Annotated in this window: 10 protein-coding genes and 1 pseudogene; 7 read left to right on the top strand and 4 right to left on the bottom strand. The window is 63.5% G+C overall.

Annotated features, from left to right (window positions below; genetic code table 11):
• The 4 genes and pseudogenes from HMPREF3173_RS24870 to HMPREF3173_RS07565 all read left to right on the top strand — a co-directional run.
• Positions 1-117 (top strand): annotated as a pseudogene (locus tag HMPREF3173_RS24870) (hydrolase); the annotation flags it as partial.
• Positions 118-176: 59 nt separating this feature from the next.
• A complete protein-coding gene (locus HMPREF3173_RS07575; protein ID WP_070572111.1) occupies positions 177-728 on the top strand; it encodes an antibiotic biosynthesis monooxygenase in 552 nt (183 codons plus the stop codon).
• A 39-nt stretch (positions 729-767) separates the two neighbouring features.
• Positions 768-1,586 carry an alpha/beta fold hydrolase gene (locus HMPREF3173_RS07570; RefSeq protein ID WP_070572109.1) on the top strand — a complete coding sequence of 273 codons (819 nt, stop codon included), beginning with the start codon at positions 768-770 and terminating at the stop codon, positions 1,584-1,586.
• Between the two features lie 291 nt (positions 1,587-1,877).
• A complete protein-coding gene (locus HMPREF3173_RS07565; protein ID WP_168166369.1) occupies positions 1,878-3,719 on the top strand; it encodes an amidohydrolase in 1,842 nt (613 codons plus the stop codon).
• Between the two features lie 95 nt (positions 3,720-3,814).
• On the opposite strand, the gene HMPREF3173_RS07560 is transcribed toward HMPREF3173_RS07565, so the two are convergent.
• The 4 genes from HMPREF3173_RS07560 to HMPREF3173_RS07545 form a co-directional block, all read right to left on the bottom strand.
• On the bottom strand, positions 3,815-4,726 hold the full coding sequence (locus HMPREF3173_RS07560; RefSeq protein ID WP_043213439.1) for a LysR substrate-binding domain-containing protein: 912 nt from the start codon (positions 4,724-4,726) through the stop codon (positions 3,815-3,817).
• A gap of 155 nt (positions 4,727-4,881) precedes the next feature.
• Positions 4,882-6,669 carry a monovalent cation:proton antiporter-2 (CPA2) family protein gene (locus HMPREF3173_RS07555; protein ID WP_070572105.1) on the bottom strand — a complete coding sequence of 596 codons (1,788 nt, stop codon included), beginning with the start codon at positions 6,667-6,669 and terminating at the stop codon, positions 4,882-4,884.
• A gap of 164 nt (positions 6,670-6,833) precedes the next feature.
• Positions 6,834-8,321 carry a YifB family Mg chelatase-like AAA ATPase gene (locus HMPREF3173_RS07550; RefSeq protein WP_070572101.1) on the bottom strand — a complete coding sequence of 496 codons (1,488 nt, stop codon included), beginning with the start codon at positions 8,319-8,321 and terminating at the stop codon, positions 6,834-6,836.
• A 180-nt stretch (positions 8,322-8,501) separates the two neighbouring features.
• The gene (locus HMPREF3173_RS07545; RefSeq protein ID WP_070572099.1) at positions 8,502-8,765 is read right to left on the bottom strand and encodes an accessory factor UbiK family protein; all 264 of its coding nucleotides are present in this window, start codon (positions 8,763-8,765) and stop codon (positions 8,502-8,504) included.
• A gap of 387 nt (positions 8,766-9,152) precedes the next feature.
• Here HMPREF3173_RS07545 and glnK point away from each other — a divergent pair, with 387 nt between their 5' ends.
• From glnK to sutA, 3 genes are all read left to right on the top strand, one after another.
• Entirely contained in the window at positions 9,153-9,491 is a 339-nt protein-coding gene (gene glnK, locus HMPREF3173_RS07540) for a P-II family nitrogen regulator (protein WP_002555808.1), read from the top strand.
• Between the two features lie 42 nt (positions 9,492-9,533).
• Positions 9,534-10,865 (top strand): ammonium transporter, encoded by a 1,332-nt coding sequence (locus HMPREF3173_RS07535; protein ID WP_043213430.1) that lies wholly within the window; start codon positions 9,534-9,536, stop codon positions 10,863-10,865.
• 457 nt (positions 10,866-11,322) lie between these two features.
• Positions 11,323-11,649: a transcriptional regulator SutA gene (gene sutA, locus HMPREF3173_RS07530; protein WP_043213429.1), complete on the top strand. Its 327-nt coding sequence runs from the start codon at positions 11,323-11,325 to the stop codon at positions 11,647-11,649.
• Positions 11,650-11,732: the final 83 nt, after the last annotated feature.

The raw sequence follows: 11,732 nt of genomic DNA, 5'->3' as shown, positions 1-11,732 counted from the left end.
GAGCTGCACCGCGACTGGCGCAACGACATCGAGGGCCTGGGTACCCTGTTCTCCAACCACATCCCGGACTACCGCAACCTGATGACCAGCTACAGCACGCTGACTGCTGGCAAGTAACCCACTTCACCAGGCGCCGGATCCCGGCGTCTGGCCTCATCTTGTCCAGGGGAAGGCCGATGAACAACCGTACCGTGGTGACGCTGGTCATCCAGCACAAAGTGCGCACCGATGCGCTGGCGCGTTATGAAGCCTGGTTGCGGCACACCGTCAGCGTGGCCCGCCAGCAGCCGGGTCATCTGGATGTGAATGTGATCCGTCCTGACGACGGTGGCCGTCAGTTCACCACCGTGGTGCGCTTCGCCGAGGCCGGCCAGCTGCAGGCCTGGGTCGATTCCCCCGAGCGCCAGGCGCTGATCAACGAGGTGCTGCCGCTGCTGGAGGAGGGCGACCAGACCCAGGTCCATGACGATCCGGAGTTCTGGTTCACCCCGCCTACCACCGGTGCATCCCAACCGCCGCGCTGGAAGCAGGCGCTGCTGACTTACCTGGTGATCTGCCCCATGACTTTGGTCATCCCGCAACTGCTGTCGCCGCTTTTCGCGCGCTTTCCGCAGTTGGGCGGCGCGATCACCGGCAACTTGATCGTCAACCTGTTCGTCATCCTGCCCGTGGTGTTCTACATCATGCCGTGGGTAACCCGTCGCTGCGCCGATTGGCTGCGCGGCTGAACCACGCCTTTAGCTCGACACTTTCAAGGAGATACCGATATGACCACCCTCGTTACCCGCGATGGCACTTCGATCTATTACAAGGACTGGGGCAGCGGCAAGCCTGTGCTGTTCAGCCACGGCTGGCCACTGGACGCCGACATGTGGGATTCGCAGATGGAGTTCCTGGCCAGCCGCGGCTACCGCGCCATCGCCTTCGACCGCCGTGGTTTCGGGCGTTCGAGCCAGCCCTGGGTTGGCTACGACTACGACACCTTCGCCGATGACATCGCCCAGTTGATCGAACACCTCGATCTGCGTGACGTGACCCTGGTCGGCTTCTCGATGGGGGGCGGTGATGTCAGCCGTTACATCGCCCGTCACGGCAGCGAGCGGGTGGCCGGGCTAGTGTTGCTGGGGGCGGTGACGCCGGTGTTCGGCAAGCGTGACGACAACCCCGAGGGGGTCGACCTGTCGGTGTTCGAAAGCATCCGTGCCGGTCTGCGTGCCGATCGTGCGCAGTTCATCGCCGATTTTGCCACACCGTTCTATGGCCTGAACCGTGGGCAGCAGGTCTCCCAAGGGGTGCAGACCCAGACCTTGAACATCGCCCTGATGGCCTCGATCAAGGGCACCCTGGACTGCGTGACAGCCTTCTCCGAGACCGATTTCCGTCCGGACATGGCGAAGATCGATGTACCGACTTTGGTCATCCATGGCGACGACGACCAGATCGTGCCGTTCGAGACCACCGGCAAGCAGGCGGCGGCGTTGATTCGCGGGGCTGAGCTGAAGGTGTATGCCGGGGCACCGCATGGGTTTGCAGTGACCCATGCCCAGCAGCTGAACGAAGATCTGCTGGCGTTTCTTCAGAAGTGATCGAGGCAGGCTTTCACGGGTGAGCCCGCGAATCGAGCTCGCCAGGCAGCACAAATGGTGAACAGGGCTACCCTTTCACAACCCACCGCACTGCACTTATCGGCATGCCCCGCAGCGGCTCCGGCCGCTGCCGCCCAGACGGAGAAGACCATGTCCAAGGACCGCAACGACAAGACCCGTCGCCAGTTCCTCGCCACCAGTACCGTCCTCGGTGCCGCTGGCGCGCTCTGGTCCGCATTGCCTTTCGCCGGCCAAGCCGGTTCCGCTTACGCAACCAGCCAAGGAGGTTCCATGTCCGCCGACCTGATTCTGTTCAACGGCAAACTGCATACTGTTGACCGCGAGAAGCCCACCGCGACCGCCGTCGCCATCAAGGACGGCCGCTTCATTGTCGTGGGCAGCGACGCCGAGGCCATGGCCCACAAAGGCAACACCACGCAGATCATCGACCTCAAGCAACGCACGGTGATCCCCGGTCTGAACGACTCGCACCTGCACCTGATCCGCGGTGGCCTGAACTACAACCTGGAACTGCGCTGGGAAGGCGTGCCATCGGTTGCCGATGCCCTGCGCATGCTCAAGGACCAGGCCGCACGCACCCCCACGCCCCAATGGGTGCGAGTGGTCGGTGGCTGGAATGAATTCCAGTTCGCCGAAAAGCGCATGCCGACGCTGGAAGAAATCAACCAGGCCGCGCCGGACACGCCGGTGTTCCTGCTGCACCTTTACGACCGCGCGCTGCTCAACCGTGCCGCGCTCAACGCCGTGGGCTACACCAAGGAGACGCCCAACCCACCAGGCGGCGAGATCCAGCGTGACAAGTTCGGCAACCCGACCGGCATGCTCATTGCGCGTCCCAACGCGATGATCCTCTACGCCACCTTGGCCAAGGGGCCGAAGCTGCCGCTGGAGTATCAGGTCAACTCCACGCGCCAGTTCATGCGTGAGCTCAACCGCCTGGGCCTGACCAGCGCCATCGATGCCGGTGGTGGCTACCAGAACTACCCGGACGACTATCAGGTGATCCAGGAACTGGCCGACAACAACCAGTTAACCGTGCGGATTGCCTACAACCTGTTCACCCAGAAGCCCAAGGAGGAGCTGGCCGATTTCAAGAACTGGACCTCCAGCGTCAAGCTGCATGGCGGCAACGACTTCTTCCGCCACAACGGCGCCGGCGAAATGCTGGTGTTCTCCGCCGCCGACTTCGAGGACTTCCTCGAGCCGCGCCCGGATCTGCCGCAGACCATGGAGCAGGAGCTGGAGCCGGTGGTGCGCCATCTGGTGGAGCAGCGCTGGCCGTTCCGCCTGCACGCCACCTACAACGAATCGATCTCGCGCATGCTCGACGTGTTCGAGAAGGTCAATCGCGATATCCCGTTCAATGGCTTGCCATGGTTCTTCGACCATGCCGAGACCATCACCCCGCAGAACATCGAGCGAGTGCGTGCGCTGGGCGGTGGCATCGCCATCCAGGACCGCATGGCCTTCCAGGGGGAATACTTCGTCGACCGCTACGGCGCCAAGGCGGCCGAGCAGACGCCACCGATCAAGCGCATGCTCGACATGGGCGTGCCGGTAGGCGCCGGTACCGACGCGACACGGGTGTCCAGCTACAACCCGTGGACCTCGCTGTACTGGTTGGTCAGCGGCAAGACCGTGGGTGGCATGGCGTTGTATCCGCAGGGACTGAGCCGCGAGACTGCACTGCAACTGTTCACCCAGGGCAGCGCCTGGTTCTCCAGCGAGCAGGGCAAGAAAGGTCAGATCAAGGTGGGGCAGTTGGCGGACCTGGCGGCACTGTCACTGGACTTCTTCAGTGTCGATGAAGAGGCGATCAAGGGCATCGAGTCGGTGCTGACCATTGTCGATGGCAAGGTGGTCTATGGCGCAGCGGAGTTCGACAAGCTCGGACCGCCCCAGGTGCCGGTGCTGCCGGAGTGGTCGCCGGTGACCAAGGTTCCGGGGCATTGGCGGGTGGGTACACCGTCCTTGGCGGCGGTGGCACATCAATGTGTCGGGCCGTGCGGCGTACATGCACACAGCCATGAGAAAGCGCGTCATTCGACCGTGCCGGTGAATGACTTCCAGGGCTTCTGGGGAGCGTTGGGCTGTTCCTGCTTCGCCTTCTGAAACCCACCAGGCTGGCGCCAGCCCCCACAGCATTCAACAGGCTCTTGTGGGGGCTGGTGACCGCGTGCCAGGGCTGAAAAGCGTCACCCGCCAACTCACGCCATATCGCTGACCGCGAACTCCTCGGCCAGATGATCGATCAACGCTCGCACTGACGGCAGCAACCCCCGCCGTGACGGGAAGATCGCATGGACGATCCCGCAGCGCGGGTGCCAACCCGGCAGCATTTCCACCAACCTGCCTGCCGCCAGGTCTTCGCGCACCGCTACCCGTGGCAAATGCGCGATTCCAACACCCGCCACCACGAAGTGACGCAAGGCGAACAGGTCGTCGGTGACTACCTTGGGCTTATGTGCGATCACCAGCTTCTGCGCCATGCTTTCGTCCTGGAACAATTCCCACTGGTACTCACGCTGCGAACTGCCCCAATGCAGGCTGGGCAGTTGGCCCAGCATCTGCGGCTCGAAGTTTTCCGGCAGTTGTTCCAAGAACGACGGCTGCCCCACCAGGCACTGGGTGCTGTTGCTCAGCACCTTCATCACCATGTCGGTATTCTCCAGCGGCGGGAAGCGCACCCGCAGTGCGATGTCGAAGCCTTCGTGAAGCAGGTCGACCCGGCGGTTGGTGCTCTCGATGAACAACTCCACCTGCGGGTACTTGGCCATGTAGCGCGTCAGCATCGGCCCCACCCAGGCATTGAGCAACGTCGTGGGGCAACTGATGCGTACCAGGCCGCGGGGCTCGCTGCGGTTGCGCTCGATGATTTCGGCGGCTCCCTCGGCCTCCACCCGCATGGCCAGGCAGCGCTGGTAATAAGCCTGGCCGACTTCGGTCAGCGAGCAGTGCCGGCTGGTGCGATGCAGCAGACGCACGCCCAGGCGCTCTTCCAGCTCGGCGATGCGCCGGCTGAGCTTGGATTTGGGCATGTCCAGGGCCCGGCCGGCCGGCGCGAAACCGCCGTGCTCGACTACCTGGGTGAAGTAGTAGAGGGAGTTGAGGTCTTCCATGGGCATTCTCGAAACGCAGGCGAGGGATTTCGCAGTCTACCGTAGCGAGTTTGTTTTGAGCGGCGAAGGCCCATGAATGAGCAGGGGCCGCTGTGCGGCCCATGGCGGGATCAGTCCGTTTTCGAAGGCATCGCGGTGCGCCCTGAGGCTATGGCCTATGGCGCATCCGACTCGAACAGCCGCTCCAGCTCCTTGCGCGCTTCCTGGGCGGTCTGCATCACCTTGGCCCGGTCGTCGCGCACGCGGCCTTGGGCTTCGAGCACTTGTTCGTCGTGTTCGGTGAAGCGTTGGATGCGGTCTGCGGCCTGCTCGCCCGACAAGCCCAGCCCGACCAGGGTGCGGCGGCTCATCTCAAGGCTGGAATAGAACGTCTCGCGGATCGGCTCGGCGCCGACGTCCATCAGCTTGTGCACATGCTGGCGGTTGCGCGCCCGGGCGATCACCTTCAGGTGCGGATACAGGCGTTTGACCCGCTCGGCGGTGCGGGTGGTCACTTCCGGATCATCCGTGGTGATGATGACGTACTCGGCCTCGCCAACCTTGGCCGCATGCAATACCTCCGGGCGCTGCGGGTCGCCGTAGAACACCGGAGCCTGTTCGAAGGTGCGGGTCATCTCGATGGTGTCCACCGAGGTGTCCAGGGCAATGAAGGGGATTTTCTGCGCCCGCAGGATGCGCGAGACGATCTGGCCCATGCGGCCCATGCCGACGATCACCACCCGCGGCGTGTCGGCCTGGATGCTCTTGTAGTGCTCCGGCACCTCGCGAACCGGTTGCGGGCGCTTGAGCAGGCGTGCGCAGGCCAGCAGCAACAGCGGGGTGATGGCCATCGATAGGGTGATGGTCATCAGCAGCATGTCGTGGGTGCGGGCATCGAACAGGCCCTGGTCCTTGCCCAGCTTGAACACCACGAAGGCGAATTCGCCACCTGCCGCCAGCACCACGCCAAGGCGCAGGGCGCTGGCAGTGTTCAAGCCGCCGGCCAGGCGCCCGACCAGCATCAGCAGCGGCAGTTTCACTGCCACCAGCAGCAGGGTCAGGCCGAGCAGTACCAGCGGCATCTCCAGCAGCAACCCGAGGTTGGCGCCCATGCCCACACTGATGAAGAACAACCCCAGCAACAGACCTTTGAACGGCTCGATCTGTGACTCCAGCTCGTGACGGTACTCCGAGTCCGCCAGCAGCAGACCGGCGAGGAAGGCGCCCAGCGCCATGGAAATGCCGGCCTGTTCCATGAGCCAGGCGGTGCCGATCACCACCAGCAATGCAGTCGCGGTGGACACTTCTGGCAGGCCAGTACGGGCCACGGTGCGGAATACCGGGCGCAGCAGGTAGCGGCCGCCGACGATGACGATGGCGATGCTGGCGAATACCTGCAGACCATGCTGCAGGCTGTCGCCATGGCTGGTGTCCGGGCCGCTGGCGGCCAGCAGTGGCACCAGGGCGATCAAGGGGATGGCGGCGATGTCCTGGAACAGCAGGATGGCGAAGGCCAGGCGACCGTGGGGGGCATTGAGCTGTTTGCTTTCGGCCAGGCTCTGCAAGCCGAATGCGGTGGACGACAAGGCTAGGCCCAAGCCCAGCACCATGGCGCTGGGCAGCGGCTGGTCGAAGCCGAACAGGGCGATGGCGCCGATGACCGCGCCGGTCAGCAGCACCTGGGCCAGACCCACGCCGAACACCGCCTTGCGCATCAGCCACAGCCGCCGTGGCGAGAGCTCCAGGCCGATGATGAACAGCAGTAGGACCACGCCCAGCTCGGAGATGTGCGCGACGCTCTCGGTGTCGCGAATCAGCCCCAGCGCCTGGGGCCCGATGGCCACACCAGCGAGCAGATAGCCGATGACTGCCCCCAGTTGCAGGCGCTTGGCCAGGGGTACGGCAACGACGGCGGCAAGCAGGAAAATCACCGCCGTTTGCAGCAGGCTGGCTTCGTGGGGCATGGCTCGGACTCCTTGAGCGATGAGAGGGTTAGGCAATGGATAGCAGAGGCGGGCATTTTCGTCTTGGGTAGCAAACAGGACAATCCCGTCGTTTCGGGAAGCATCGTTCCGCAATCGATACCTTTGGGCGGCGGGTTATCCGCGAACCGGGTGCGGTCTGACGATCAGGTGTTTGGTCGATACTGGAGCGCTTCGGCCAGGTGCGCACGCCCAATGCATTCTCTCTGTTCAAGATCTGCCAAAGTACGGGCTACCTTGAGCAGGCGGTGGGCCGCCCGCAGGGATAAAGTCAGGCGCTCGCAGGCATTTTCCAACCAGGCCTGGTCGACCGCTTCCAGCGCACAGTGGCGGCGCAGGCCGTTGAGGTCGAGAAAGGCATTGGCGCAGCCCTGGCGCCGCTGCTGAAGCTCACGTGCCTGGGCCACCAGGCGGGCGACGCTGGCGCTGGACTCGCCGCAGGGCTGGTGGGTCAGTACGGTGCTTTCCCTGGCCACGGTCAGGTGCAGATCGATCCGGTCGAGCAGCGGGCCGGACAGCTTGTTGCGATAGCGCTGGATCTGCTCGGTGCTGCACCGGCAGCGCCCGGTGGGATCACCCAGGTAACCGCAAGGGCAGGGGTTCATGGCCGCTACCAGCTGAAAGCGTGCGGGAAAGCGTATGCGATCCTTGGCACGGGCCACCACGATTTCCCCTGACTCCAGCGGCTCGCGGAGCACTTCGAGCACGCGTCGCTCGAACTCCGGCAGTTCGTCCAGAAACAACACGCCATGATGCGCCAGGGTGATCTCGCCCGGTTGAGGTCGACTGCCACCGCCCACAAGGGCCGGGCCTGACGCCGAGTGATGAGGATGACGGAAGGGGCGCTGGGGCCAGCAGTCCAGCGGCTTATGGCCGCTGACCGACTGGATTGCCGCCACTTCCAGGGCCTCGTGCTCATCCAGCGGCGGGAGCAACCCGGGCAGGCGGCTGGCGAGTAGGGTCTTGCCCGTGCCGGGCGGTCCGGTGAAAAGCAGATTGTGTGCACCGGCCGCAGCCACCAGCAGCGCACGCTTGGCGGCAGTCTGGCCCTGGACCTCGCTGAGGTCCGGGTAGGGCCGCTCCCGCAGCAGCAGGCCGTTGGCTGCAAAGGGTGATAGGGGCGACTGGCCGTTGAGGTGGGCCACCAGCTCCAGCAGATGGCCGACCGCGTAGACCACCAAGCCATTCGCCAGGCTCGCTTCCTCGGCGTTCTCCCTGGGTACCACCAGGGCTCGCCCAGCCTCGCGCGCGGCCAGTGCCGCAGGCAGCACGCCTTGCACTGGCCGCAATCCACCCGACAGCGCCAGCTCGCCGATGCACTCGATTTTGCTCAGGGGCGCCACCGGAACCTGGCCATTGGCGGCCAGGATGCCCAAGGCGATGGCCAGATCGTAACGCCCGCCGTCCTTGGGCAGATCGGCCGGGGCGAGGTTCTGGGTGATGCGTCGGGCGGGGTAGTCCAGGCCGGAGTTGACGATGGCGCTGCGCACGCGGTCCTTGCTCTCCTTGACCGTGGCTTCGGGCAGACCGACCAGGGTCAGGGTGGGCAGGCCGTTGGCCAGATGGGTTTCGACACTGACAGCAGGCGCCAGCACGCCGACCTGGGCGCGGCTGTGGACGAGGGCGAGGGACATGGACACTCCGTGGTCGCTTGGGGAAAACCGCTTCCTGCGGTTGGGCAAGCATAGAGCGCCTGGGAAAGGTCGATTGCGAAAGAGTGCGTCGGGGTTTTGCAGGGAGTGACCGACGGCCTGTAGGGACAGCGGTGTTCATGAGAACACCGCAGAACAGGCATCGGCGAAAGCGGGCGGCTGTTATTGCTCAGCGGATGGAGCGATCCGCGCTTCCAGCTCGGCCACCTGCCTTTCCAGGGCTTCCAGGCGTGCGCGAGTGCGCGCCAGGACTACCATCTGGCTGTCGAATTCATCCCGGCTGACCAGGTCCAGCTTACTGAAGGCGCCCTGCATGAGGACCTTGAACTGGCTTTCCAGTTCGGCGCGTGGCTGTGCGGTGTCGCCGCTGAACAGGCGAGAGGCCTGGTCGCTCAGGGCGTCGAGAAAGGCTTTGGGCGCGAGCATGTTGGGCTGTCCGCTTGAATCGTTGAGAGGTGCGCAGTGTAGCACGCACCTGGATGGCGTCTGCCCTGCACATTTTTTGCGCAGCCTGCAGCGTTTCGATGCACCGAAGTTGTGCGTGTTTTCTCTGCTGGCGATTGGCCAAAGCCTGCCTCTGAGCGTAATCGACTGTTTTTGCTCGGGTTATCCGAAGTGGCAAGGTTTCTGCAAAGACCATTTCGAGCCATGCACTGATGCAGTTCTTGTGACCAGGCAGTGCGAGGCTGGAACCAACGGCCCCTCGACTTTGGCGAGAGGGCTCCGACGACGGGTTACAAAGCCAACCGCTGCGCTTAGACTTGAGACGGGTTTGTTTTCCTGGGGCAAGTCCACCAAATCGGGAGAAGTTTCATGAAGCTAGTCACTGCCATCATCAAGCCGTTCAAGCTGGACGACGTGCGCGAGTCGCTGTCGGAAATCGGCGTGCAGGGCATCACCGTGACCGAAGTAAAAGGCTTCGGTCGGCAGAAAGGCCATACCGAGTTGTACCGCGGTGCTGAGTACGTGGTCGATTTCCTGCCCAAGGTGAAGATCGACGTCGCGATCGACGACAAGGACCTTGACCGTGTCATCGAAGCCATCACCAAGGCCGCCAACACCGGCAAAATCGGTGACGGCAAGATCTTCGTGGTCAATCTGGAGCAGGCCATCCGCATCCGTACCGGCGAAACCGATACCGACGCGATCTAAGTAACACCGCCTCACAAACCCAACGCCCCAGGAGAAAACAACATGACTCTGCGTAAGATCGCAGGGCTAGGAGCCCTATTGTCCCTCGTAATGCCCGGCCTGGCCTTGGCAGAGGAAGCTGCCCCGGCGTTGAATTCCGGCGATACCGCCTGGATGCTCACTGCCACGGCGCTGGTGCTGTTCATGACCATTCCGGGTCTGGCCCTGTTCTATGGCGGCATGGTCCGCTCCAAGAACGTGCTGTCGGTGATGATGCAATGCTTCGCCATTACCGGCCTGATGAGCATTCTGTGGGTGGTCTACGGCTACAGCCTGGCATTCGATACCACCGGTATGGAAAAGGGCGTGGTCAATCTCTATTCCTTCGTCGGCGGCTTCTCGAAGGCGTTTCTGAGCGGCGTCACGCCTCAGAACCTGACCTCGGCCACCGCGCTGTTCCCCGAGGCAGTCTTCATCACGTTCCAGATGACTTTCGCCATCATCACCCCGGCGCTGATCGTCGGCGCTTTCGCCGAACGCATGAAGTTCTCGGCCATGCTGGTGTTCATGGGCGTCTGGTTCACTCTGGTCTATGCGCCGATCGCGCACATGGTCTGGAGCGGTGATGGCGCGCTGATGTGGGATTGGGGCGTACTCGACTTCGCCGGCGGCACCGTGGTGCACATCAATGCCGGTATCGCCGGCCTGGTCTGCTGCCTGGTGTTGGGCAAGCGCAAAGGCTACCCGACCACCCCGATGGCCCCGCACAACCTGGGCTATACGCTGATGGGCGCGGCCATGCTGTGGATCGGCTGGTTCGGTTTCAACGCAGGTTCCGCCGCCGCGGCCAACGGCACTGCCGGCATGGCCATGCTGGTCACCCAGATTGCCACCGCCGCCGCGGCGCTGGGCTGGATGTTCGCCGAGTGGATCGGCCACGGCAAACCCAGCGCCTTGGGTATCGCCTCCGGTGTGGTCGCGGGCCTGGTGGCCATCACTCCGGCGGCAGGCACCGTGGGTCCGATGGGCGCGCTGATCATCGGCCTGGCTTCGGGCGTGATCTGCTACTTCTGCGCCACCAGCCTCAAGCGCAAGCTGGGCTATGACGACTCCCTGGACGCCTTCGGCGTGCACGGTATCGGCGGTATCGTCGGCGCCATTCTCACCGGTGTGTTCGCGGCACCTGCCCTGGGCGGCTTCGGCGCGGTCACCGACATCGCCGCGCAGGTCTGGGTGCAGACCAAGGGCGTGCTGTTCACCGTGGTCTACACCGCCATCGTCACCTACGTGATCCTCAAGGTGCTGGACGTGTTGATGGGGCTTCGGGTCAACGAAGAAGAAGAGTCGGTCGGCCTCGACCTGGCTCAACACAACGAGCGCGGCTACAACCTGTAACCGCGACGCGCTGGAAAACTTGCCCGGTTCGCCGGGCATTTTTTTGCCTGGAATTCGCTGTTTAGCGAAGAGCAAACGGTTTACCCGGCACGTTCGTGACACAGGCCTAAAACTTACAACGCGCTGGGCGTTCAGGGAGCTTTGCTTTTTCAACGAGCGCGCTAGAATGCGCGCCGAAGGGTGTTCGATGAGCTGTCCACACACTTCTCCACCCTTTGCTAGGCTTGCCAGTAGCGCATGGCCAGCAGGTGCTGCCGGCGCTTTTTTCCGGCCGATGGCTCGATGATTTTTCAGGTTCTGCCAGGAGCAGAGCCTGTTGGGCGACAGTCTCCACATCAGGAGAGGGACGCCCGGGCAGTGGCCAACCCACGGCCAGTTGAATTTTCACTGGTGGCTGCCGGTCTACGGCTCCACTGGTCTATAACTAACCTGCTTTTCGCAAGTCATGAGGTAGAACATGAGCGACGACGATCTGGAAAATGACGACCTCGAAGTAGGCGATGAAGACGAGGCCGATGAGGGCCTTGAAGCTGCGGCCGACGACGGCGCGGAAGACGCTGGCGAAGACGACAGCCCCGCACCGGTAGCCAAGGGTAAATCCAAGGCGGCGGTCTCGGTGGACGAGATGCCAAGCATGGAAGCCAAGCAGAAGGAGCGCGATGCGCTGGCCAAGGCCATGGAAGAGTTCCTTGCGCGTGGTGGCAAGGTTCAGGAGGTCGAAGCCAACGTGGTCGCCGATCCACCCAAAAAGCCGGACAACAAGTACGGCAGCCGCCCTATCTGAGTGGCTGAACGCAAAAAAGCCCGCCGTCGCTGCGGGCTTTTTTGTGGGCGCAGGTTTTATCGGGCTGTGCGGTAACCGGCCCT

This window comes from Pseudomonas sp. HMSC08G10 (assembly GCF_001808425.1).
GTDB classification, from domain to species: Bacteria; Pseudomonadota; Gammaproteobacteria; order Pseudomonadales; family Pseudomonadaceae; genus Aquipseudomonas; species Aquipseudomonas guariconensis.
This window is presented reverse-complemented; position numbering and strand designations above follow the sequence as displayed.

Excerpts from the sequence above, each read along its gene's own strand:
- HMPREF3173_RS07575 (WP_070572111.1), top strand. The coding sequence starts at position 177 with ATGAACAACCGTACCGTGGTGACGCTGGTCATCCAGCACAAAGTGCGC.
- HMPREF3173_RS07570 (WP_070572109.1), top strand. The coding sequence starts at position 768 with ATGACCACCCTCGTTACCCGCGATGGCACTTCGATCTATTACAAGGAC.
- HMPREF3173_RS07565 (WP_168166369.1), top strand. The coding sequence starts at position 1,878 with ATGTCCGCCGACCTGATTCTGTTCAACGGCAAACTGCATACTGTTGAC.
- HMPREF3173_RS07560 (WP_043213439.1), bottom strand. The coding sequence starts at position 4,726 with ATGGAAGACCTCAACTCCCTCTACTACTTCACCCAGGTAGTCGAGCAC.
- HMPREF3173_RS07555 (WP_070572105.1), bottom strand. The coding sequence starts at position 6,669 with ATGCCCCACGAAGCCAGCCTGCTGCAAACGGCGGTGATTTTCCTGCTT.
- HMPREF3173_RS07550 (WP_070572101.1), bottom strand. The coding sequence starts at position 8,321 with ATGTCCCTCGCCCTCGTCCACAGCCGCGCCCAGGTCGGCGTGCTGGCG.
- HMPREF3173_RS07545 (WP_070572099.1), bottom strand. The coding sequence starts at position 8,765 with ATGCTCGCGCCCAAAGCCTTTCTCGACGCCCTGAGCGACCAGGCCTCT.
- glnK (WP_002555808.1), top strand. The coding sequence starts at position 9,153 with ATGAAGCTAGTCACTGCCATCATCAAGCCGTTCAAGCTGGACGACGTG.
- HMPREF3173_RS07535 (WP_043213430.1), top strand. The coding sequence starts at position 9,534 with ATGACTCTGCGTAAGATCGCAGGGCTAGGAGCCCTATTGTCCCTCGTA.
- sutA (WP_043213429.1), top strand. The coding sequence starts at position 11,323 with ATGAGCGACGACGATCTGGAAAATGACGACCTCGAAGTAGGCGATGAA.